Below are 22,001 nucleotides of genomic sequence, written 5' to 3'. Positions count from 1 at the left end.
TGGAGACACCAATGAGCAACCTTGAACTCGACCCAACCCCCGTGGTGTGCAGCAGCGGGGACGACGCGCGCGGCCGCGTCGACATCCTGCAGCCGCGTGAGGTCCCCCTCGGGGGCCCCCGTGCCATGGGCGTGCGGCGCACGCTGCCCCAGCGGAACCGGTCTCTGATCGGCGCCTGGTGCTTCCTTGACCACTACGGGCCCGAGCCGGTGAGCGACGCAGGCGGGATGTCGGTGCCCCCGCACCCGCACACCGGGCTTCAGACTGTGAGCTGGCTCTTTGCCGGCGAGATCGAGCACCGCGACAGTGCTGCCAACCACGCGTTCATCCGGCCGGGCGAGCTGAACCTCATGACCGCGGGGTCCGGGATCTCCCACTCGGAGGTGGCGACCTCCGCGGCCCCGGTGATGCACGGCGTCCAGCTATGGCTGGCCCTTCCCGACGCCTTCCGGCACACCGAGCGCGGCTTCGAGCACTACGCCCCGGAGCCGGTCTCCGGCGACGGCTACACGCTCTCGGTGTTCCTGGGCAGCTTCGGTGGATCCACCTCACCGGTCACCACCTATTCGCCCCTGCTGGGCGCCGAACTCCAGTTCGCGGCCGGGAGGAGCGTCACCTTCGACGTTTTTCCGGAGTTCGAGCACGGCATCCTCCTCGACAGCGGAAGCCTCGAGGTCAACGGCACGCCGGTCACCGCAGGCGAGCTCGCCTACCTCGCCCCCGGAGGGACAGCGGTGGAGATCACCGCCACGGCGGATGGACCGGCCCGGCTGCTCGTCATCGGCGGGGAACCGTTCGGCGAGGACATTGTGATGTGGTGGAACTTCGTCGGCCGGACCCACGAGGAGATCGTGAAGTTCCGGGCCGCGTGGACAGCCGAAGTCGAGCCGGGCATGGCGCCCGCGGACGGCGCGCCGCGCTTCGGCCTTCCCGAGGAACACGGGCTGCGGCCCCTGCCGGCGCCGGTGCTTCCCAACTCGCGCCTGCGCCCGCGGCAGGGGGACGGCGGGCGGCGGAACCGCTGAGTCCGGCTGGCACCCCCGGAGAGACCTCACGCTTACAATTTGCTTAAATCGTGAGAATCGGATAGTCTTTGATGCAGTTTCAGCTGCCTCCTGTGTGCGGCGGGACGCAGGGATCCCCGCTCCGGCCCGGATTCCGAAATCTGCTGGCCCCCGGTCGCACCTGGGCCGCCACCGCTGCAGCCGCACCTATCCACCCCACCCAAGGAGTTCCCCATGGCAACCATCGACATCACCGAGGCAAGCTTCCCCGAGACCATCGAGAACAACGACATCGTGTTTGTCGATTTCTGGGCCGGCTGGTGCGCCCCGTGCACCCGGTTCGCCCCCGTGTACGACGCCGCCTCCAAGGAGCACGAGGACGTCGTCTTCGCCAAGGTCGACACCGAGGCCGAGCAGTCCCTCGCCGCCGCCGCCGGGATCACCTCGATCCCGACGCTGATGGCGTTCCGCGAGAACGTGCTCGTCTTCTCCCAGCCCGGCGCGCTGAACTCCTCGCAGTTCTCCGAACTCGTCGACGCCGTCAAGGGCCTGGACATGAAGGCCGTCCACGAGCAGGTCGCCCAGCAGCAGGCCGCCGAGCCGAACGCCAACTGACCCGCGGCACCCTAGCCGGTTGAACACCACGAAGCCCCCGCCTCCGGGAAGGAGACGGGGGCTTCGTCGTGTTCGGCGGAATCTCAGCTGAGGGTTCAGCTGAACTGGAAGCGTTCCTTGAGCTCGGTCAGCTGGCCGCGCAGTTCCTCGGGCAGGGATTCGCCGAAGCGGTCGTACCACTCCTCGATCCCCTTGAGTTCGGCAGCCCATTCGGCGGAGTCGACGTGGACGGCCGCCTCCACCTCCGCCGGGGTCATATCCAGCCCGGTCAGGTCGAGGGCATCCGGGGTGGGCACGAACCCGATCGGGGTCTCGATCGCATCGGCGGTCCCCTCGATGCGTTCAATGACCCACTTGAGCACCCGCGCGTTGTCCCCGAACCCGGGCCAGGCGAACCCGCCGTCGGCCGTGCGCCGGAACCAGTTGACGAGGAAGATCTTGGGCAGCCGCGCCTGATCGCCCTTGGAGCTCAGGGTGATCCAGTGCCGGAGGTAGTCTCCGGCGTCGTAGCCGATGAAGGGGAGCATGGCCATCGGATCACGGCGCACCAAGCCCACCTCCCCGGCGGCCGCCGCCGTGGTCTCGGAGGAGAGGGTTGAGCCCATGAAGATGCCGTTCGCCCAGTCGCGCGACTGGGTGACCAGCGGCACGGTGGTCTTGCGCCGGCCACCGAAGAGGATGGCCGAGAGTTCGACACCGTCGGGCCGGTAGTATTCCTCGGCCAGCATGTCGATCTGGTCGATGGGCGTGCAGAACCGGGAGTTGGGGTGGGCCGCGGGCTGCCCGGACTCGGGCGTCCACTCATTGCCCTGCCAGTCGGTGAGGTGCGTGGGGGTCTCCTCGGTCATGCCCTCCCACCAGACGCCGCCGTCGTCGGTGAGGGCGACATTGGTGAAGATGGAGTTGCCCTTGGCGATGGCGCGCATGGCGTTCGGGTTGGTCCCCCAGCCGGTACCCGGTGCGACGCCGAACAGGCCGGCCTCGGGATTGACTGCCCGCAGCTCCCCCTCTTTGCCGAAGCGCATCCAGGTGATGTCGTCGCCGAGGGTCTCGACCTTCCAGCCCTCGATGGTGGGGTCGAGGAGCGCCAGGTTCGTCTTCCCGCAGGCCGAGGGGAAGGCCGCCGACAGGTAGTAGCTCTTGTCCTGCGGGGAGGTGAGCTTGAGGATCAGCATGTGCTCGGCCAGCCAGCCCTCGTCACGGGCCATCACCGAGGCGATGCGGAGGGAGTAGCACTTCTTGCCCAGCAGGGCGTTGCCGCCGTAGCCGGAGCCGAAGGACCAGATTGAACGCTCCTCCGGGAAGTGGACGATCCATTTGTTGTCGTTGCACGGCCACGGGACATCGGCTTCGCCCTCGGCCAGCGGCGCGCCCAGGGAGTGAAGGGCGGGAACGAAGTCCGCGTCGAGCTCGGTCATGCGGTTCAGCACGTCCGTGCCGATCCGGGCCATGATGCGCATCGAGGCCACCACGTAGGCGCTGTCGGTGATCTCCACCCCGAACTTGGGATCCTCGGCGTCGAGGTGGCCCATCACGAAGGGGATGACATACATCGTCCGGCCCCGCATCGAGCCGTTGAAGAGGGTGCGCAGCTTGCCCTTCATCTCCGCCGGGTCCATCCAGTTATTGGTGAAACCCGCCTCCCGCTCGTCCTCGGAGCAGATGAAGGTTTGCTCCTCGACCCGGGCGACGTCCTTCGGGTCCGAGAAGGCGGCGAAGGAATTGGGGAAGGTGTCTGGATTGAGCCGCACAAGTGTTCCGGCCTCGACGAGCTCGTCGGTAAGCCGGGTGTACTCGGCCTCTGATCCATCCACCCAGTACACGCTGTCAGGCTGGGTGAGCTCGGCGGTTTCGGCGACCCAGGCGAGCAGGCGGGCGTGGGTGGTCGGAGCAGCTGCGCCGTCCGTGGCCGAAGCGGCGTGCCGACCGGAGCCTGCACCTCCCTGGTGACCCTGATCCTGCTGGCGCACGGGATTGCCCATTAGTCTTCCCTCCGTTGGGTGCGAGATGTGCTTCGATGCTAAAGGGGCCCGATAGGCCGTCCGGGGCCTTTTTTCGTCGCCGCCCGATCGCCCGGCGACGAAAAACCCTGTAATGACGCGGATCACAAAATGATCCTTCCCCACTTAAGTGATTAAGGTCACATAGACCGGTATAGTTCAAACCGGGGCTCCGGCGCAATTAGGCGGTACCGCAATTTGCCTGTAAAGTTGTTCAAGGCCAAACAGCCACCCGGCAGGACAAGCAGCCTTACCGCTGAACTGTCCGCCGGATGCGTGCGTAGCTCAACGGATAGAGCATCTGACTACGGATCAGAAGGTTGGGGGTTCGAATCCCTTCGCGCGCACTGGAGAACCAAGCGTAAGACAAAAAGCCCCGGCTGTTGGCCGGGGCTTTTTCGTGCCCTCCGGCGGCCCGCACTCCCCCACCGTAATGTTCCGCCCGCTCCGGGCACTGCCATTGCCTTGCCCATATGCAGGTGGAAAGCTCTGCACATGAGCGAAGCGCAGGAAACCGATGTCATCGTTATTGGGGCCGGATCCTCGGGTGAGAACGTCGCCGGGAGGGTGGTGGCCGCCGGGCTGAGCTCGGTGCTCGTGGAATCCGAGCTTGTGGGCGGGGAGTGTTCCTACTGGGCGTGCATGCCCTCCAAGGCCCTGCTGCGCTCCGGGACCGTCCTCAACCGCGCCCGCGAGGTCTCAGGGGCCAAGGAGGCCGTCACGGGGAAGCTCGATGCGCAGCAGGTACTCGAGCGGCGGACGCGCATGACCAACAACTGGGACGACGCCTCCCAGGTCGACTGGGTCAACGGTGCCGGCATCACGCTGCTGAGGGGCTCCGCCCGGGTCTCGGGCGAGCGCACGGTCGAGGTGCAGCTCGACGGCGAGACCACCAGCGTCACCGCCCGCCACGCCGTGGTCTTTGCCACCGGCTCGACGCCGAACGTCCCGCCCGTCGATGGCCTCGCCGGCCTCGACTACTGGGGAACCCGGGAGGCCACCTCCGCCAAGGAGGTACCCGAGCGGCTTGTTGTCCTCGGCGGCGGCGTCTCCGGGGTGGAACTCGCCCAGGCATACGCCCGGCTCGGCTCCCGGGTCACCGTGGTGGCCCGCCACAAACTCCTCAGCAACTATCCGCCGGAGGGGGTCAAACTCGTCGAAAAGGGCCTGCGGCGGGACAACGTGGAGATTCTGACCGACACCGCCACGGAGTCCGTCCGGCTCGACGAGGACGGCCGGTTCGTCCTGACCCTCGCCGGCAACCGCCACGCGACCGGGGACAAGCTGCTCGTCTCTACCGGCCGGACCGCCAATACGAGAGGCCTTGGGCTCGAGGAGCTCGGACTGGATCCGAAGACGCTGACCTTCGACCTCACCGGGCGCGCCGTGGACGGGCCCACCTGGCTCTATGCGGTGGGGGACGCCGCCGGACAGGTGCTGCTCACCCATCAGGGCAAATACGAGGCCCGGGTCACGGCCGACGCGATCGTCGCGCGGGCGGCGGGCACGTTGGGCGACACGGCCGAGGAGTGGAGCAAGTACACCTCGACGGCCAACAAGTACGCCGTCCCCCAGGTGGTGTTCACGGATCCGGAGATCGCCATGGTCGGGCGGACGGCCGAGGCGGCGCAGGCCGACGGCCTCCGGGTGTCCGAGACCTCGCTCCCCATCACCGTCGCCGGGACCTCGATCCACTCCGACAAATACACCGGCTGGGCGACGATGGTCGTCGATGAGGACCGCAAGGTGATCGTCGGCGTAGCCTTCACCGGCCCGGACGTGGCCGAACTGCTTCACTCGGCGACCATCGCCGTCGTCGGGGAGGTCCCCCTGGACCGGCTGTGGCATGCGGTGCCGCCGTACCCCACTGTCAGCGAGGTGTGGCTGCGGCTCCTTGAAAAGTATGGCCTGTAGGACCTACCTGCTGGTGGAGTGCGCCCGCCGCACTACGAAGTCCGTCACGGCGGCGTCCCGCCCGTCGAGTTCTGCCCAGTCGCGGTCGTGCTGGAGAACCGTCAGTCCCGCTGTGGGGTAGTGCGTCGCCATCTCCATCACGGCGTCCTCATCGGAATCCACCGAGGCAAGGCGCATCGCCAGATCCTGCACGCCGGGCATATGGGCTACCACGAGCAGGCTCGTCACCGTTGAGGGCACCGCGTTGATCAGGGCGAGGATCTCAACCGCCCGCGCCGCGTAGAGCCCCTCCTCGAGCTTGGGCGTCGGCCCCTTGTCTCCAAGCTCCTTGCTGACCCAGGTGCACGTCTGCCGGGCACGCAGGGCCGTGGAGCACAGGATCAGGTCGGGGACGGCGTCGTTCTCCACCATCCAGCGACCGGCAAGGGGTGCATCAAGATGCCCGCGCGAGCTGAGCGAACGCTCGTGGTCGGCAACTCCTGCCCCCCACTCCGCCTTCGCGTGGCGCAGCAGCATGAGCCGTTTCAGGTGATGGGATGCCATATGCCGAATCCTATCGGCCTCCCGGGCCGGGAGGCCGGGCGCGGGCTTCCCCCGCCTAGATGGAGTATTCGGGTGCGGCCCAAACGATGACCTCGGGGTGGTCGTAGAACCGGTACCCCTGGCCGCGCACGGTGCGCACGGTGTTCGCGAGGCGTCCGAGCTTTGAGCGCAGCCGCCGGATGTGGACGTCGATCGTGCGCTCGTTGGGCACCTCGTCGGCGTTGCGCCACAGGCCGCTCAGCAGTTCCTCGCGGCACACGGTGCGGGCACCGTTCTCCACGAGGTAGTTGAGGAGTTCGAACTCCTTGAAGGTCAGGTTCAGGGCCTGGCCGTCGAGGTGCACCTCGCGGCGTGAGAGGTCGATCAGCACGCCGGTAGGCCGGGGCGCGGAGGCGTGGGGATGCACGCCGTGGTGGTCGGGGCGGGGGCGGCGGACGGTCGGGTCACCGAGGGCCGCACGGACGACGTCGATGTCCGAACCCGGCGCATCGGCCGGCGCGAGCGCCACGGCCGCATGGCTTTCCGCCGTGGGCACCAGTGAACGGACGTAGGACCGCACATCCTGGGCGAGCCGGGAGAGGGTGGTGCCGTTGGCCGCGGCCGTCTCCTCGTCGAGCGCGACGTACAGGACGAATCCCCGCGCACTGGTGTCACCGGTCACGGCCTGCGGTCCGGGAACGCCGTTGGGCGTGACGACGGGGGTGGGGGCAGTCATCGGATGCGCCTCGGAGCCGACGGCCTGAAGCGGCCGGTACGACGGCGGGGCGGCCGGTGCGCCGGGGCCGTACGGGTAGCCCGAGCCGTACTGCGGCCTGGATGCACCGCGGTTCTGCTGGGTTCGGAGGGAGATGTGGACGTAGCCCGAAGTTACTGACATGAAAACAACCTCAAAGTGGGTCGCCGTCGTAACGGCGCGAATGCTTGGGGGGAAGCCTGGCCCGGACGAACCTGGGGTGGTGCCCGCCGTGGACCGGTGATGCAGAAACAGGTTGGGGTAGATCTGTTACGCGTGCATTCGACAACAGCGCGATCCCGCAACGGACGCCGGATCCGCAGCGGCAGCTGCGGCTGCAGATGCTGTTGAGTTGGTGTTCACAGGAGAGATTATTGCACGTCACATTGTGTTACGCGCAAGTAACAAGGGCCCTAATTCCGCGGAATGGCGCGGATCTGGGCGTGTCGGGACGGCGGAAAGTCAGCCGACGACGCCGTACAGGCGGTCCCCGGCGTCGCCCAGACCCGGGACGATATAGGACTTGTCGTTGAGTTTCTCGTCTATCGAGGCAAGCACAATCGTGACATTTTTGCCCTCGAGTTCCTCCTTCAGCGCCGCGAGGCCTTCGGGGGCGGCGAGCAGGCAGATGCATGTGACATCGGCGGCTCCGCGCTTGAAGAGGAACTTGATCGCCTCGCGCAGCGTGCCGCCGGTGGCGAGCATCGGATCGAGCACGAAGACCTGGCGTCCGGTGAGGTCATCGGGCAGCCGCTCGGCGTATGTGATCGCCTCGAGGGTCTCCTCGTTGCGGGCCATGCCCAGGAATCCGACCTCCGCCGTGGGTACGAGCCGGGTCATGCCTTCGAGCATGCCGAGCCCGGCGCGGAGGATCGGGACCACCAGCGGGGTCGGCTTGACCAGTCCGATGCCCACCGCCGTCTCGACGGGCGTCTCCACCCGCACGGATTCGACCCGCACCTCCCGGGTGGCCTCATAGGCGAGGAGGGTGACCAGTTCCTCGGTCAGCAGCCGGAACACCGGCGACGACGTGTTCTTATCGCGGAGAACGGTCAGTTTGTGGGCCACAAGGGGATGGTCGACTACCAGTACGCGCATAGGTCAAAAGTACCATTGGGAGCATGACCCTCCCTTCGGCAGGTGCCGCCGACCACGAGCAGTGGATGGGCCTCGCCCTCGCCGCGGCCGGGCGGACGAACCGGGCCGCCGATGTCGGCAGTGCCGATGTGCCGATCGGCGCCGTCGTCATCGACACGGACGGCACCGTGGTCGGTATCGGGTGGAACCAACGGGAGGAGCTGGGCGATCCGACCGCCCACGCCGAGGTCCAGGCGATCCGGCAGGCCGCAGGGGTGCTGGGAAGCTGGCGGCTTGAGGGCTGCACGCTGGTGGTGACCCTTGAACCGTGTGCGATGTGTGCGGGGGCGTCGGTGCTCGCGAGGATCCCCCGCGTGGTCTTCGGCGCCTGGGATCCCAAGGCGGGGGCCTCCGGGTCGGTGTTCGACGTGCTGCGCGAGCGGCGGCTGAACCACTGGACCGAGGTGTTCCCCGGTGTGCGCGAAGCCGAATGCGCCGCATTGCTCAAGGACTTTTTTGCCGCCCACCGCACGGGTTCCGCCGGCGAACGCTGATGCCTAGGCTGGAAGACCAGCACGGAGCTTTCAGTGCGCCCGCCCAGCGAAGGAGCATCGATGGATACTCAGCAGGAAGGTATGCAGGAACTGCGGAAGATCCTGGACAAGGCCGACATCGCCATCCTCACCACCACGAACGCGCAGGGGCAGCTGGTCAGCCGTCCCTTGGCGATCCACGGCAAGGACTTCGACGGCGACCTGTGGTTCTTCACGGAGGACCCCTCGCCGAAGGCCGAGGAGATCCGGGCCAACCCGCAGGTGAACGTCTCGGTCAGCACGGGGAAGGGCTACCTCTCGATCGCCGGCACCGCCTCCCTGACCCGGGATCAGGCGAAGATCGACGAGCTGTGGGGGCCCTCGGTGTCGGCGTGGTTCGAGAACGGCAGGGACGATCCCGCCGTCGCGTTGATCAAGGTCGACGCCGACACCGCCGAGTACTGGTCGATGGACGCCCCGCGGGTCGTTTCGGCCGTCAAGATGGTCAAGGGGCTCGTCACGGGAACCAAGCCGGACTCGGGGAAGAACGAGGTCATTGACCTCTAACGAGTCCGCTGTTCGGGCACGCGCGGCGCCCTGTTTTGGGTTCGGGCACCTAGACCCGGTAAAGTAGCGGCGTTGGTGACGTGTCCGAGCGGCCGAAGGTGCAACACTCGAAATGTTGTTTGGTGTAAAAGCCAACGTGGGTTCAAATCCCACCGTCACCGCCATAGAAAACCCCCGGGAAGCCGGGGGTTTTCTGCATTCTCTGGGTCTTCGTGGTGCGTCTTTGGTGCAGCTTTCGACGAATCACAGCCGCTTCGAGGTGCTACCGCGCGCTGTGGTGCCTGATGGTCTCGATGGCAATGGCATTCACCTGTACCTCAGCCGAACACGACGGGGCAGATCAGGGGTTTTGTTCCGTGAGGCTCTCGGTCTGCTGGAGGAAGCGGCCCTGCCGGCGGAAGTCGCGCACGATGAGGAACATGCCTGTCAGCATGATGATGGCCATGCCGGCAGCCATCCACCACAGGTTCTGTGATCCGACGAGGAACAGGTAGGACGGCATGATCAGCAGGAAGGTCCCTGTCTGCTTGCGCATTTGCACAGCGGCGGCCCGCACCACTGTCAGGTGTTCCTGGTCCGGGGGCTCTTTGCCCGCGATCTGCCGCCTCACGGAAGCCTGATCGGTCTTGTTGAGCGCGATCGCGACATCTGCCCTGCCCAAATTCACCCGGGGCTTGAGCCGCTTGGCGTTGTAGACAAAACCGCCAATCATGGAGCCGGTGGCCATCAGTAACACGCCGAACTCAAGCTGCTCGAACCAGGAGATCTGCCTGCCCCACAGCAGGTAGGAACCCCCGGTCCCCACAATGAGGAGAAGCAGGGCACCGGCGGGGAAATACCGGGTGTAGTAGATCCGGATTGCCTCGTCCATGCCGTGGTCTTGGGTGCCGGCCGCCCACCGCTCAGCCGTCACCCACCGGCTGGGTGGCTCCTCGCTCTTGTCTGTGCCCGCCACGTATCCCCCTGGTTCAGTGCCATTGCTGGCGCCCAGTCTGGCACGGGCCCGCCCCTCAGGCGTGGCGCAAAATGAACTCGAGCTGCTTTCTGAGCGATTACTTCACTCCCGACCAACGTGAGGTGGACCCATGCGTGATTACGACTACTTCATCGCCGCCCTGAGCGACGTCACCACCGACATCGCCCGGATCTCCGTGGAGGGTGAAGGAGGGTCTGCCCAGGTGATCGTCCAGGCCATGGACGGGAGGCAGCTGCCTTTCGACGGCACGCTTGATGACGTCTACACCGCGGTTGAGAACACGGACACGGAGGGTTTGTATTCGGGCGAGGACGCCTCGTCGATAGACACCAAGCTCAAGCTCTTCTCGGTTCACATCTATGAGGCGCTGGAAACCGCTTCTGGCAGCGCCAAGCGTCTCAGCCTGCGCCCCTCCGGAGTGAAGGCCGTCTAACAGTGTTCCGCCGGGATCCCCAGCCGTGGGTGGCTGGGGGGCCCTTCTGTCCGCGGAGTTCAGGGCAAGTCGGCCGGTTTTCAGGAGGCGTTTCGATTCCTGGGCCACGGGGGCTTGATCCCCAGCTTTAAGGAGCACTTGATCCAGAAGAACGGCCCGTCGATAACACGCACGGTGGCCAGGACTATGTGTGCGGCTGCAATGATTTACCTGCCCGAATTCCTCAAGAGCGCGGCAGGGTGAATGACGTGGCCCCAATACTCTGAACTGGCAGGCATTACCCGTTTTGCCAAAATCCCGGGAATCGCAGTGCGCAGTCGTACGTCAAGACGTACCTTAATCCGAACCGCACACGATAAAGGAGGGCAATTGGAGGACTTCTTCCTGTGGTGCGCCTACGGGCTGACGATATGTTCTGTGACGATGGCCGGCTGGTGGCTGGGAAGGAAAATACGCACCGGCGCTCTCCTGTCCCGTGGGGAGTATTTCCTCCTGCTTGGGATTATGGTTTCGGCCATCGGGTCGCTTTTCGCCTGGACAATGGTATGAGCCTCCGGGCTGCGCGGGGCGGAACTTCAGGTCTGGGCCGGCCTGAGGAGGTCCTGTGATGGCATACCGGCGCCGGGTGGCGCTGGTCATCGCTCTGACGTCGCTGGCTGCCCTCGCCATGGTTGTCCTGCCAGATCTCTTGGAAGGAGCTCAGGGCCGTGACGCACGACCTGCCTATGGGTCCATCGGCGTGCTTGTAATGTGCTTCCTCTACGCATATTTGATTGCTTTCAGGAGATCGCTCGTCTTCACGAGAACCGACAAGAAGTGGAAAAGGATGGCCACTTGGGGGCTGCCGGTTCTGGCTCTTGTCCTGCTCCCCTGGCATGGATTCTCCGTCGAATGGGCAGGATCCATTCTCGCCTTCATGGTCTTCCTTTTTTCTCAGCTTTGGTTCGATTCTGATGTCGCGAACCCGGAGCCGGAGACGGACTGATAAGAGAGCGGCTGGCGATAACCAGTCGGGCGAGCAGAGGGGTAGTCATGGAAGGAATTCTGATCACCGTATTCGGGGCGGCGTTGATTATCTGGCGCCGGCTCTACGAGAAGTTCATGTGGGCCAACTTCAAGGACTATGCCGTCGTGAAGAGACACGAGCCAGCGGTGAAAAAAGTCATTGCCCACGCAACCTGGGTTTTCGGTGTCCTGTGCGTCATCGTCGGGGTTGCCCTCGCCGTTCGGGGGCTGATGTCCCGATGACACCCCCGAAAAGTCGGTAGAGCCGGGCCTGGACGCATTCCCAAGCGACCCGGCACGAACTGATAGCAGCTAAGGAGTCCAATGCAAACCTGGATGCTTTTCCCCATCACGGCGGTTCTCATCGCCTTGGGCGCAGTGGCCACCTTCGCGTGTTTTGCTAGGAAACGACGGGCGGAGAATGAGGCCAGGTCACGAGGGATCAGCGTCGGAAACGCCAGGGCGAGCATGATGATCGACGTGCCCCTCGACGTCGCAACGCCGAGGAAGCTCCTTGAAACCAACATTGAGTCGATGCCCCGATACTCCCTGCGGGATCCATACGTGAGCACCCCTCTGGTGAGGGCGAGGACCAACTTGTGGAGCTGGGGCACAGTCCTCGAGATCCACCTCGACGAGGTGGACGGAGGGACCAGGGCCGCGGCTCTGGCTTTTCCGCGCGCGGTCATCGGAATGAGGCACGGATCTCCTCAATGGCCAGCTCCGGGCTTTGCAGGTGGGCGTAGTGTCCCACCCCAGGAAGAATACGGATGTTCGCGTTAATCCTTTGCGCGAACTCGATCCCCATTTCCTTCGTGATGAAGTTGTCCTTCTCGCCCCAGATGAGTTTCACGGGCGTTTTCAGCTTGTCGATGTTCGCCTCAAAATAATCTTGATCTCGCGTAAAATGGGCGTAGTAGTGGTAGAAGGCGTCAGGCGGTGTCAGTCCGCCATGGCCCCATGTGCTGGAGACGTCATCCTTGAACTCAGCCGAAGCCTCAAACTGCGCTTCTGGGGGAATACCTCCCTTCAAGGAGGTGTCGAGAAACTCCGCACTGGTCCTGCTTTTGAAGCCGGCGAGCGTCGCACTTGCTGAGGGTTCCGACTTCAGACTTTGCAATCCGTCGAGCATGTACTGAGGCCTGTTGAACGGCGCGAAATCACCAACAATGATGGTCCTGGCGATCTGCGGATCGTCGAGAGCTGCTAGCAGGGCCGGGAGAGCTGCGATGTCGGTCGCATAGATCGTGAGCGTCGATGTCGCGATGTTCGCCTTCTTGATGTAGTCCTGCAGAACACGCGCATAATCTTTGGGCGAGTACGAAAACTTGTCGGCCGGGGGCCGCGACGAAAGACCATGGCCCGGCCAGTCGATGGCATGGACTTCGTAGTCCGTGGACAGCGTCAGGGCCATGTCTTTCCAGGCATACAGCGTCTCCGGAAATCCATGCAGGAGAAGCACAGTTCCCTTTGGCGTGGTGGTCTGCGCCACCATCCTTCTGAGCGTGATGTCTGGATCGACCTGGACGTACCCGAGTTCGAGTTTGTGATCCATTGCTTCAGTTCCTCACTTTGTTGGGGTATTGGTGGTGCAAGTTTGAGCTCAAGGTTTGGGCTCATGACATTGGAGGTGTCCCACCCGCTGGACGGCGGGAGTTCTTGTGCTTTTGTGGGTCACCCCTGCCAGCGACACACTCGCAACCGAGTCTGCTCAGAACCTATTCCCGGAGGTTCTTATGCCGGTCGTTTCCCAGCCGGTTGGACAGGCGTGGGCCTCAAGTGGTCCTAGGTGAGTTGTTGAGGACCATGGAGGCGAGTTCTTTGGCGAGGCGGACCGCGTCAGGGTGGGTGTCCAGTTGGGAGTTGGCGACGGCCCCGTCGTAAAGCAGCCCGAGGCGGGCCGCCACATCGGCAGCGTCAGTGAATCCTGCTTCTTCGCTGAGGGCCAGAAGGGTATCGGCGAGCCAGTCCCGGAAAGTACGGAGGGCTTTGGCTTCTACGCTGCCAGGGAGGGCTTCGGCGTTTGCGTTGGCGAAGGCGCAGCCCCGGTAACCCGGGGCTGAAACTGCTTCGTTCAGGGCGTCGAAGATTGCCAGCAGTTTTTCGATTGGATCTTTCAGGCCTTGCTGGTGCCGGGCGATCCGGTCGCGTCGCCGCTGATCCCTGCCTTCAAGGTAGGCGGCCACCAAGTCGTCCTTGCCCGAGAAGTTGTAAAAAAGCGAGCCTTTGGCAACCCCCGCCTCTTGGATCACTTTGTCGATCCCGACCGTGTGAACACCCTCGGAGTAGAACAAGCGGTCAGCAGCCTCGAGGAGGCGCTGCCGTGCAGACGGACGCGTTGAAACCATGCACCAAGGCTATCAGACAGATCTGTCTAAAAACAGGTTGACTTCTCTAGACCGATCTGTCTAACCTGTTAGACCGATCTGTCCAAGGAGAATCCCGCGTTGCCCCGTCTACAAGCACCCAGCACTTCCTCTTTCGCCGGACTTACGGTGGTTTTCGCCGCGTTCTTTTTTGCTGCCGGTGCCCCGACACCGCTGCTCTCGCTCCGCCAGCAGGAGTGGGGCTTCTCGGCCAGCAGCCTGAGCATCGCCTTTGCCGTTTACGCGTTGGGCCTCCTTGTGGCACTGCTGGTGGGCGGCTCCCTTTCCGACCACGTCGGCCGGCGCCCGGTCATGCTCGCCGCACTGTATGGGGAGATTGTTTCAATGCTGGTGTTCCTGCTCGCACCCACAATCACCTGGGTGATTGTTGCCCGGGCCCTGCAAGGCCTGGCCACCGGTGTCGCCACCAGCGCCTTCAACGCCGCCATCAACGAGCACGCCCCGGCGAATCTGAAAAAGCTGGCCGGCGGCCTCGCCACAGCATCCGTTGCCGGCGGTCTCGGCATCGGTGCCCTGGTAACCGGCGCCGCCGTCCAGTTCACCCCGGACGCCAACAGGCTCATCTTCACGATCCTCGCCGGCGTCATGGTCGCGGGAGTAATTTTTCTGAGTTTCACCTCGGAAACAGCTGCGAAGCGTCCCGGCGCCCTTCGTTCACTCCGGCCACGCCTCGTCCTCCCGGCGAGCATACGCACTGACTTCTTCGCCGGCGTCCCCGTGCTCATCGCGGGCTGGATGTTCCCCGCCTTCTTCCTCGGGCTTTCCCCCGTGGTACTGCGGGTCCACTTCGGACTCGACGGCGGCCTGGTGGGCGGTTTCACCGCATCCGTTGGCCCATTCGCGGCAGCAGTATCCAGCTTCATCTTCGCCAAGCAGCCCGCCCGGCGCAGCATGGTGACCGGCATGATCCTTGTCTTCATCGGGGTCGTCCTGGTACTTACAGGAATAAACGAAAGGTGGTTGCCCGCCATCTGGATCGGAGCTGTCTTTGGAGGTTCCGGCTTCGGCGCTTCATTCGGCGGACAGTTCCGACTCATCGCCCCGCGCATCCAACCGCACCAACGTGCCGGCGTCTTCTCCGGCGTCTACACCGCCGCTTACCTGGCGTTCAGCATCCCGGTCATCATCGTCGGGCAGCTCGCACCGCTGGCAGGGCTGGTGACAACCGTGCAGTTCTATGCACTCACCATCATGGCCTTCGCCGTACTTTCCATCCTTCTGCAGGCGCAACGGCTGCGGAAAGACATCCGACTCCAACCCTCAGCAGCCAACTCCCCCGCCTGACCTACCCAAGAGGGCAAGCGCGGGCTCCCGTACATGATCCCGCTCCTCGACGCGCGGGCGCCAGGTAGTCGACGTGTCGTCTAGCGGACTCGATCTAAAGCCGAGAGCAGCCAAACAACTAACCAAACAAGGTCTCCGGTCCACGCCAGCGCGATCGTGAGTTAGCGGCGGCGTAGATTCGCAAGCGCCGTCTGGAAGGCGTCCGTCGTGCGCTCGTCAACCCGACTCTGGCGCGTACTCCGATCGCCAGCGTCGCTGCGTGCCATGGGCTGACCGGCGCCCCTCACTTCAACCGGCTCTTCCGGGCAACATACGGCTGCACGCCCGGTGAGTACCGCAGCTCGACGGCGGGGCCGCACGGACTGCTGAGGACGGGCTGATCCCTGGTTCGGGGTCACGAGCGATGCGTCCGCCACGGCGGATCCCGAGCCGCTCCAACGCGGGTCGTTCGGCGCGAGGGAACTCACAGTCGAGCCAATCTACGTCGCCCTGACGGATGCGGGATGCGGAGTTGGTCGACGCCCTGAAGGACACCCCACTCGGGACCAGCAGCGGTCGCGCGACCGCTGCTGGTCCCGATGTTGAGGCAGTCAGGGACGACCGCCTCGCGCTGTTCGTCGATCACGCGTCAGGCAGCGGAGTCCCACGAGTCGCTCAAGGCCGCGCGGTAGAGGTCCTGCATCTCATCGGGTGTCGGAACTCGAGGGTTCAGTCCAGGCCCTCCAGTCAGGAAGGCCTGCTCGACCATCGAGTCCAGGATCCCCAGGTAGCGCTCCTCGTCCACGCCATACTCCTGCAACGACGGCAGACCGAGATCGCGGTTCAGCGCACGCAGCGCCCGGCCGATCCCTGCTGCCGCCTCCTCGTCACCGACGGTCGAGTCCGCGAAGCCGAGGGCGCGCGCTGCGGTCGCGTACCGAGGGACCGACGCCCCGGCGGACCACTCATGCACTGTCGGCGCGAACATTCCGTTGGAGACGCCATGCTGGATGTGGAACAGCCCACCGACCGGCGCCGTCATGCCATGGACCAGGGTGACGCCGGCGCTGGTGAATGCGTAGCCAGCCTGCGTCGCGCCGACCATCATCCGCTCACGCGCAGCCCGGTTCGTTGGCTCTCGCACGGCAGTTCGCAGGGACGGCCCGATCAGCGCCATGGCGCTCAGCGCCATGGCATCGCTGAACGGGTTGGCGCCCGTCGAGGTGTAGGCCTCGAGTGCATGCGAGAGCGCGTCGATGCCCGTCGACGCGGTCAGCTTGGCGGGCATGTCGAGCGAGAACTCGTAGTCGATGAGCGCGATCTGCGGAACACACGCCTGGCCCAGGTAGACCAGTTTCTCACCGGATGTGGAGTCCTTGAGGATGCACGCATTGGTGACCTCGGAGCCCGAGCCGGCAGTCGTCGGGACGCAGATGATCGGCATCACCGAGCCATCGGGTGTGTTGGGAACGACATGGTCGGCATACGTCCCGCCGTACGCCTCAATGATTGCCAGCGCCTTGGCGGAGTCCATCGAACTGCCGCCACCGAAGGCGATGAGACCGTCGTAGGTCCCGTCCGCATAGTGGGCCCGCAGTGCGTCGATGGAGTCGGTCGTCGGCTCAGGGACCGTCTGGCTGAACAACCCGTACTGGATGCCTGCGGCGTCGAGGGGGCCGGTGAGTCGCTTCAGCAACGGGTTTGCGGCCATGAATGCATCGGTCACGATCAACGGTCGGGCGACTCCGACCGCGGCGCAGATGTCCGCGATCCGGTCGCTGGCCCCTTGGCCGAACTCGACCAGTTCAGGGGATCTGAAGGTGGTGAGCATCTCTTGCTACCTTTCTCGGTGAGTTGAACGGGACTTTCCAGCTGGGGCGAGCGCGGCGGACCCGGTCACTCGCCCAGCGTCAGAAAGTCACTTGAGTGACGTCCGAATGCCTTGGACGTCGGTGTAGGCGTCGATTGCTACAGCTAATCCCGGGGCTGGGCGTCGGTGGCGGGGGCGGCAGTGGGCGGGAGAGTCGGGCCTTTCGGTCAGGCCGCGTGGGTGAGGACGGCCTTGGCGGTGCGGCCTGCCTTCACATCGGCGACGGCGGTGTTGATGTCGGCCAGCGGGTAGGTGCGGATCATGCGGTCGAAGGGGAAGCGGCCCTGGCGGTACAGGCCGATCAGTCGGGGGATGAGGACACCTGGGGCCTGGTGTCCCATGACCGAGCCGGTGATGGTGCGGCCCTTGAGCAGTTCGAAGATGTTGGCGTGCAAGGTGGCGTCCAGGGCGGCGACACCGAGGATGGCGGCGGAGCCCAGGGGGGCGAGGGCGGCGATTGCGGTGTTCATCACCGCGACGACGCCCGTCGACTCGACGCTGTAGTCGACCCCGCGTCCGCCGGTCAGGTCGGTGATGGCCTCGGCGGTGTCGGCGGTTGCTGCGTTCACCAGGTCGGTGGCACCCAGCTCCTTGGCCAGGGCGAGGCGTTCGGGCTTGGTGTCCACGGCAATGACACGCGTGGCGCCGCAGGCGACGGCCGCCATCAGCGCGGAGAGTCCGACCGCTCCCACGCCGAAGACGGCGAGAGTGCTGCCTGCCTGGACCCGGAGGGAGTTGAAGACCGCTCCGGCGCCGGTGATGACGCCGCAGCCGAGAGGGGCCAGTGTCGCCAGCGGCACCTCGTCGTCCACCTTGATCAGGCCGCGCGGGTGGGCGAGGCCGTGGCTGGCGAAGGAGGACTGGCCGAAGAAGTGATCATGGACCGGCCCGGCACTGTCCGTGAGTCCGACCGAGCCGTCCGCGCGGCGGGCCTCGAAGTTCAGCGGGGTGTGTCGCTCGCAGTAGGCAGGCTGACCGGACAGACAGTTGGGGCAGATGCCGTCGGAGTCGAGGCTGAGCACGACCCGGTCGCCGGGCCGGAAGCCGGTGACCCCGGAGCCGACGGCCTCCACGACACCGGCACCCTCATGGCCGAGGACGACCGGGAGCGGGGTGGGCAGACGACCCGCGGCGGCTTCCAGATCGGTCTGGCACAGGCCGGCCGCGGTGTAGCGGACGAGGACCTCATCCGGACGCGGGTCCTCCAGTTCCAGCCGCTCGATCGAGAAGTCGTCCTCTCCGGTCCGGGCGACTGCTGCGGTGACGGTCGTGGGCATGGTCTTCTCGCCTTCTGCTCAATGGGTTCGCGGTGGTGAAGGTGCCGGTGCGTCGCATACGCGCTAAGCCGAGTTTGCAACGATCTGGCCCACGGTAACAAGGGTTTCGACGCTTATGACCTCCATGAGACGGTGAGGGTACTCGAGCGGATAGTGCGTGCACACGCTCTACGTCTTTTGGGTTGTCCCGAACCAGTCTTGGAGCGCGTCTGCAACCTGTAGATGCCGCCCCGCCAACCCGGCAACGCGTCAGCCCGCGACGAACGCGCTCATCTGCTTTTTCTCAGCCCCCATGGGCTCAATCTAGCCGCCGAAACCCAGCGGGATCGCTTGTGCATGCTGTCCCACAGCGACTGCGCGGGGGCTACTCGGACAACGTGGCGGTGCACCGCACTTTGGAGAAGTGGGAGCACCGCTACGTTGGTCGTCCTCAGGGCGAATTTAGGCGTCCTGACGGGAGGTCAGGTTTCACAGTTTTGCTTGGTGTCACCGGGATCTGCCTCGCAGTAGTCACTTCCACTATCCCCTCGGACAATGTCGTTGCCGGCCCTATCGTCCCGACCATAGAGCCAGTCGTTGCCGTTACCACCGCCAAGATCGTCACTTCCGGCGCCGCCAATCACTCTGTCTCGGTCGTAGCCACCTTGCACCGTGTCGTCACCAGCCTCCCCGTACATGCGGTCGCTTCCATACATTCCGCGCATTCGGTCATTACCAGCGCCGCCACGCATTAGATCGCCTCCACTGCCGGCCTGGAGGGTGTTGGCTTCCTCGCCCCAGAGCATGTCGGCTCCCTCGTCGCCATATATTTCGTCCGTCCCTCTGCCGCCGTCCACGGTGTCATCGTGAGCATGGCCGTGGATAATATCGTTCCCGGCTTCACCGTACAGGCGGTCCTTGCCACCCCATCCGAATATTTTGTCGTTTCCCGGCCCACCGTAAGCGGTGTCGTGGGCGGAATGGAGGTCCACGTAATCGTTACCATCACCGGCGCTCACCCACGTTCCTACCGTTACATTCGAGTTGATCCTGTCCGGTAGGTCCAGGGTTCTGACAGCAACGGATGAGACGCCGCTGTAGTTGCACCGGGCGGTATTCGCATCGATTTTGATGCAACCATTTCCGATAGTCACGGTGGCGCCGGTGTCCCTAACGACATAGCGCCAGGACATTCCATATGGAACGCGTTCAACGGTGATCCTGTTTTCGGTTGCCGCCCCGGCCCGCACTTCCAGGATGCCATTGGCGATGTAGACACCTGTCGCCGCGGCTTGGGCAGGAACTGCGCCAAGAAGGAGTGCCGGCCCGGTCAGGGCGCCGGTCGCGAGGGCTCCGACTACACGTCTGCGGAACGTGCGTCGATGGCTGTTTCCGCCGGCCGGGACTGTGTTGTCGGGAACGGCCGGATATGAAGTGCTTGTGCTGTTCATCGGAGATCCTTGATGAATAAGGCTGAACTCAATGAGGCACACTCGTCCTGCGCTCACAGTTCAGCAGCGTTCCTTTGGTTCGAGCCCGCCGATTTCTAGCTGTTGGCTAGATGGCTCACCGCCCCGACAGAAGGGACTGGGACATGGCCGCCCGTCTATGCGGGAACGGCACGGCCTTCGCAACGGGACCACGTTTCTGTCGTGGCCGCATGAATGCTGAAACCAGAATAGTTGGGAGCCGTGGTTGGACCCATACGCACTTCTACGTACATCCGGACCGGCTGTCGGCGCCCTACTCGGGACGTATGGCCTGGGCCGCCGCAGCGCGCTCGAACTTAAAATTGAAGCGTGGCCCGCAATGACGCGCAGTACCGCATGTGGCTGGAGCTCGTTGGAGAAATCCTTCAGCAGCCGCCTGGGCTGCCCACGGCCCATGAGGAGCACATCCTGGCTCTCCTCAACCAGTCGTTCAACTCAGCTCTCTCCGGGCGGAACCTTGTGGGCCCTGCCTGGGACAATCACATCCTCGCTGCCTGGCCCCGGAACTACATACCCGACGAACCGCCGGGGGAGTACGACCTTAGGCAACAACCGCTGTTGCGCTGGTACATGTTCACCGGGCAGTCCGAACCCCAGTCCTGCGGGCGGGTTCCTGAGGCTCTGGCGAGCAACAGACTCCAACAAGCCTGGGAGGAAACGGCCCGCCCCTGGAACATAAACCAGCAATTGTCGATCCCGTTGCGGGTCGGCGGGGTCAACCACAACACCTACCTCATCCAACGGTCCGACCGCGACTTCACCGAGCAGGAGATGGACCTGGCCAGGCTGCTGCAACCGATCCTGACCGGTCTTGCACTGCACATCGCGGTAGTGCCAATGAGGGCCGGGGACTCCACGCAGCACTCCAATCCCGGCCTGACCATTCGCGAGATGTCAATCTTGACGCTGCTGAGCAAGGGCCTGACCGCGGAAAGCCTGGCGAGGCGGCTCAACATCTCGCCTCGCACTGCGGAAAAGCACCTGGAGCACGTATACCGGAAACTGGATGTGTGCGACCGTCTCATGGCAGTCCAAACGGCACACGAACTGGGAATATTGAATCCATCGTCGGCCACTTCTCGGCAGAATCAACACTCCTAAACTGCAGCGGGCTGGGAAGACGGTGAAATGGGCCCCTTGGGCTCAATCTAGGCGGTCATCGCGTCGTGGGCGGGTGCCATTTCCACTCTGGATTAGGCACAGATCGGCTCGTGTCCAGGCCGCTGGCGGCCCCTCAACCCGCGAGACGATCCGCCGCGGCCTGCCAGGAAGCAGACACGGGGCCAGAATCTTCATCGGTGACGGTGATTCCCTCCAGAACTGGATCAGGTGCCGCTCTACTGGGTGCTCCACAAACAGGTCAAAGGCGGTGTCCGGCTGGACGCGTGAAGCCGTGCCCAGAACTCACTCTAATGACGTCTCCTGTCCTCAAATCGGTGAACGCGGTACTGAAGGCTTCGGCGCTCATCTCCGCAGTGTTTTCGTCCTCTGGCAATTGGGGGCTTCTTCCTGTGGTGCGCCTACGGGCTGAGGATATGTTCTGTGGCCATGCTCGGTGCTGCGCCTGGCAGCAATGTCGGGTCGGTATTTCAATACCCGGGTCGACGGCGACGTCGTCAGGTCGCTCTGGAAGGGTCGATGGCGCGAGGCAAAGGTGTCCGTCTCGCTGGACGCGGCCGGGTGGACGCATGTGAAATATACCGGCACGATCTGGGCTGACGCCCGCATCGAGAGGGAGATCCACTGCCTGGAACGCTTGTTCTCCGGGTCGTCTGCGAGGAAGGCAGCATGAACTCCGCCGCGGCAAATGACCTGGCCGTCTTGGGTTCCAATGGCAGCATCCAGGCGACGGAGACCGTCACATAGGACCAGGAGCTCCCCGCATGGCGTAGTAGCTCCCTGTCGGGCGGTTGCTGCCTAGTCGACCTGTGGAACGGTGGAGGGTTCGGCCGAAGCCTGGGCGTCCTTGCCGGTGTACGTGGAGAGTTCCGCGGTGCAGGCCGAGCAGGCGTCCATGGCGTGGTTGGTTTCGTCGTTGTCTTCGTCGACGGGGATCATGCCGCGGCCGCACCGGACGGGCGCGATGAGGACGAAGCCGTGCTCTTCAACAATCCGGCGGCGCAGCTCCTCGATGCGTGCGCGCAGGGCCGAACAGCACTGGTCTAACTCAGCTGAGGTCCGGGTGTCTCGGAGGCGTTCGGTCTGGCGACCTCGTCCTTACCAAGAATGCGCCCCATCACTGAGCTAGTCGGGCGGTGCCCAAGCGGATTCGGAGCGGCGACCAAGGGTTTAGGGAACCGATGATTAAATCCAACGCCCACAACATAACCGACGT

Annotated in this window: 22 protein-coding genes and 2 tRNA genes; 13 read left to right on the top strand and 11 right to left on the bottom strand. The window is 64.6% G+C overall.

Annotated features, from left to right (window positions below; translation table 11 throughout):
* Nucleotides 1-11 precede the first annotated feature (11 nt).
* Together E2F48_RS13770 and E2F48_RS13765 are read left to right on the top strand one after the other, a co-directional pair.
* Entirely contained in the window at nucleotides 12-1,025 is a 1,014-nt protein-coding gene (locus E2F48_RS13770) for a pirin family protein (RefSeq protein WP_133404520.1), read from the top strand.
* A gap of 213 nt (nucleotides 1,026-1,238) precedes the next feature.
* Nucleotides 1,239-1,619 (top strand): thioredoxin family protein, encoded by a 381-nt coding sequence (locus E2F48_RS13765; RefSeq protein ID WP_133404519.1) that lies wholly within the window; start codon nucleotides 1,239-1,241, stop codon nucleotides 1,617-1,619.
* A gap of 95 nt (nucleotides 1,620-1,714) precedes the next feature.
* Here E2F48_RS13765 and E2F48_RS13760 read toward each other — a convergent pair whose 3' ends face one another.
* Nucleotides 1,715-3,601, bottom strand: coding sequence for a phosphoenolpyruvate carboxykinase (GTP) (locus E2F48_RS13760; protein WP_133404518.1), 1,887 nt, complete (start codon nucleotides 3,599-3,601; stop codon nucleotides 1,715-1,717).
* Nucleotides 3,602-3,893: 292 nt separating this feature from the next.
* On the opposite strand from E2F48_RS13760, the gene E2F48_RS13755 reads away from it, so the two are divergent.
* Together E2F48_RS13755 and E2F48_RS13750 are read left to right on the top strand one after the other, a co-directional pair.
* Nucleotides 3,894-3,966 (top strand) — tRNA-Arg (locus tag E2F48_RS13755).
* 148 nt (nucleotides 3,967-4,114) lie between these two features.
* The gene (locus tag E2F48_RS13750) at nucleotides 4,115-5,533 is read left to right on the top strand and encodes a dihydrolipoyl dehydrogenase family protein (protein ID WP_133404517.1); all 1,419 of its coding nucleotides are present in this window, start codon (nucleotides 4,115-4,117) and stop codon (nucleotides 5,531-5,533) included.
* A 3-nt stretch (nucleotides 5,534-5,536) separates the two neighbouring features.
* Here E2F48_RS13750 and E2F48_RS13745 read toward each other — a convergent pair whose 3' ends face one another.
* The 3 genes from E2F48_RS13745 to upp all read right to left on the bottom strand — a co-directional run bounded on the left by E2F48_RS13745 (nucleotide 5,537) and on the right by upp (nucleotide 7,907).
* On the bottom strand, nucleotides 5,537-6,076 hold the full coding sequence (locus tag E2F48_RS13745) for a SixA phosphatase family protein (RefSeq protein WP_133404516.1): 540 nt from the start codon (nucleotides 6,074-6,076) through the stop codon (nucleotides 5,537-5,539).
* Between the two features lie 55 nt (nucleotides 6,077-6,131).
* Nucleotides 6,132-6,953, bottom strand: coding sequence for a winged helix-turn-helix domain-containing protein (locus E2F48_RS13740; protein ID WP_133404515.1), 822 nt, complete (start codon nucleotides 6,951-6,953; stop codon nucleotides 6,132-6,134).
* A gap of 318 nt (nucleotides 6,954-7,271) precedes the next feature.
* Nucleotides 7,272-7,907: a uracil phosphoribosyltransferase gene (gene upp / locus E2F48_RS13735; RefSeq protein ID WP_133404514.1), complete on the bottom strand. Its 636-nt coding sequence runs from the start codon at nucleotides 7,905-7,907 to the stop codon at nucleotides 7,272-7,274.
* Between the two features lie 23 nt (nucleotides 7,908-7,930).
* On the opposite strand from upp, the gene tadA reads away from it, so the two are divergent.
* The 3 genes from tadA to E2F48_RS13720 all read left to right on the top strand — a co-directional run bounded on the left by tadA (nucleotide 7,931) and on the right by E2F48_RS13720 (nucleotide 9,150).
* A complete protein-coding gene (gene tadA / locus E2F48_RS13730) occupies nucleotides 7,931-8,440 on the top strand; it encodes a tRNA adenosine(34) deaminase TadA (RefSeq protein WP_165968770.1) in 510 nt (169 codons plus the stop codon).
* Nucleotides 8,441-8,500: 60 nt separating this feature from the next.
* A complete protein-coding gene (locus tag E2F48_RS13725; RefSeq protein WP_133404513.1) occupies nucleotides 8,501-8,986 on the top strand; it encodes a pyridoxamine 5'-phosphate oxidase family protein in 486 nt (161 codons plus the stop codon).
* A 74-nt stretch (nucleotides 8,987-9,060) separates the two neighbouring features.
* Nucleotides 9,061-9,150, top strand: a tRNA-Ser gene (locus tag E2F48_RS13720).
* A gap of 176 nt (nucleotides 9,151-9,326) precedes the next feature.
* Here the strand turns inward: E2F48_RS13720 and E2F48_RS13715 are convergent.
* Entirely contained in the window at nucleotides 9,327-9,857 is a 531-nt protein-coding gene (locus E2F48_RS13715) for a hypothetical protein (RefSeq protein WP_246018992.1), read from the bottom strand.
* A gap of 214 nt (nucleotides 9,858-10,071) precedes the next feature.
* Between E2F48_RS13715 and E2F48_RS13710 the strand changes: the two genes are divergently transcribed.
* The 3 genes from E2F48_RS13710 to E2F48_RS13700 all read left to right on the top strand — a co-directional run bounded on the left by E2F48_RS13710 (nucleotide 10,072) and on the right by E2F48_RS13700 (nucleotide 11,643).
* A complete protein-coding gene (locus E2F48_RS13710) occupies nucleotides 10,072-10,395 on the top strand; it encodes a hypothetical protein (RefSeq protein WP_133404511.1) in 324 nt (107 codons plus the stop codon).
* A gap of 604 nt (nucleotides 10,396-10,999) precedes the next feature.
* A complete protein-coding gene (locus E2F48_RS13705) occupies nucleotides 11,000-11,380 on the top strand; it encodes a hypothetical protein (protein ID WP_165968769.1) in 381 nt (126 codons plus the stop codon).
* 47 nt (nucleotides 11,381-11,427) lie between these two features.
* Nucleotides 11,428-11,643, top strand: coding sequence for a hypothetical protein (locus tag E2F48_RS13700; RefSeq protein ID WP_133404509.1), 216 nt, complete (start codon nucleotides 11,428-11,430; stop codon nucleotides 11,641-11,643).
* 442 nt (nucleotides 11,644-12,085) lie between these two features.
* Here the strand turns inward: E2F48_RS13700 and E2F48_RS13695 are convergent, their stop codons facing one another.
* Both E2F48_RS13695 and E2F48_RS13690 read right to left on the bottom strand, forming a co-directional pair.
* Complete coding sequence (locus tag E2F48_RS13695; protein WP_133404508.1) at nucleotides 12,086-12,955, bottom strand: alpha/beta fold hydrolase; 870 nt, start codon at nucleotides 12,953-12,955, stop codon at nucleotides 12,086-12,088.
* Between the two features lie 220 nt (nucleotides 12,956-13,175).
* On the bottom strand, nucleotides 13,176-13,748 hold the full coding sequence (locus E2F48_RS13690) for a TetR/AcrR family transcriptional regulator (protein WP_133404507.1): 573 nt from the start codon (nucleotides 13,746-13,748) through the stop codon (nucleotides 13,176-13,178).
* A gap of 99 nt (nucleotides 13,749-13,847) precedes the next feature.
* Here E2F48_RS13690 and E2F48_RS13685 point away from each other — a divergent pair, with 99 nt between their 5' ends.
* Together E2F48_RS13685 and E2F48_RS17795 are read left to right on the top strand one after the other, a co-directional pair.
* The gene (locus E2F48_RS13685) at nucleotides 13,848-15,071 is read left to right on the top strand and encodes an MFS transporter (protein WP_133404506.1); all 1,224 of its coding nucleotides are present in this window, start codon (nucleotides 13,848-13,850) and stop codon (nucleotides 15,069-15,071) included.
* Between the two features lie 176 nt (nucleotides 15,072-15,247).
* Nucleotides 15,248-15,451: a helix-turn-helix domain-containing protein gene (locus E2F48_RS17795; protein WP_133404584.1), complete on the top strand. Its 204-nt coding sequence runs from the start codon at nucleotides 15,248-15,250 to the stop codon at nucleotides 15,449-15,451.
* Nucleotides 15,452-15,699: 248 nt separating this feature from the next.
* Here E2F48_RS17795 and E2F48_RS13675 read toward each other — a convergent pair whose 3' ends face one another.
* The 3 genes from E2F48_RS13675 to E2F48_RS13665 all read right to left on the bottom strand — a co-directional run bounded on the left by E2F48_RS13675 (nucleotide 15,700) and on the right by E2F48_RS13665 (nucleotide 19,627).
* Nucleotides 15,700-16,881 carry an iron-containing alcohol dehydrogenase gene (locus E2F48_RS13675; RefSeq protein ID WP_133404505.1) on the bottom strand — a complete coding sequence of 394 codons (1,182 nt, stop codon included), beginning with the start codon at nucleotides 16,879-16,881 and terminating at the stop codon, nucleotides 15,700-15,702.
* Nucleotides 16,882-17,087: 206 nt separating this feature from the next.
* Entirely contained in the window at nucleotides 17,088-18,197 is a 1,110-nt protein-coding gene (locus tag E2F48_RS13670) for an NAD(P)-dependent alcohol dehydrogenase (RefSeq protein WP_133404504.1), read from the bottom strand.
* Nucleotides 18,198-18,658: 461 nt separating this feature from the next.
* Nucleotides 18,659-19,627: a calcium-binding protein gene (locus E2F48_RS13665; protein WP_133404503.1), complete on the bottom strand. Its 969-nt coding sequence runs from the start codon at nucleotides 19,625-19,627 to the stop codon at nucleotides 18,659-18,661.
* A 348-nt stretch (nucleotides 19,628-19,975) separates the two neighbouring features.
* Between E2F48_RS13665 and E2F48_RS13660 the strand changes: the two genes are divergently transcribed.
* Nucleotides 19,976-20,767 (top strand): helix-turn-helix transcriptional regulator, encoded by a 792-nt coding sequence (locus E2F48_RS13660; protein ID WP_133404502.1) that lies wholly within the window; start codon nucleotides 19,976-19,978, stop codon nucleotides 20,765-20,767.
* 816 nt (nucleotides 20,768-21,583) lie between these two features.
* On the opposite strand, the gene E2F48_RS17370 is transcribed toward E2F48_RS13660, so the two are convergent.
* Nucleotides 21,584-21,724, bottom strand: coding sequence for a hypothetical protein (locus E2F48_RS17370; RefSeq protein WP_165968768.1), 141 nt, complete (start codon nucleotides 21,722-21,724; stop codon nucleotides 21,584-21,586).
* Nucleotides 21,725-22,001: the final 277 nt, after the last annotated feature.

The sequence above is a fragment of the Arthrobacter crusticola genome, from assembly GCF_004357995.1.
GTDB lineage: Bacteria > Actinomycetota > Actinomycetes > Actinomycetales > Micrococcaceae > Arthrobacter_D > Arthrobacter_D crusticola.
The sequence above is the reverse complement of the archived record's forward strand: the minus strand, read 5'-3'. Positions and strand labels throughout refer to the sequence as shown.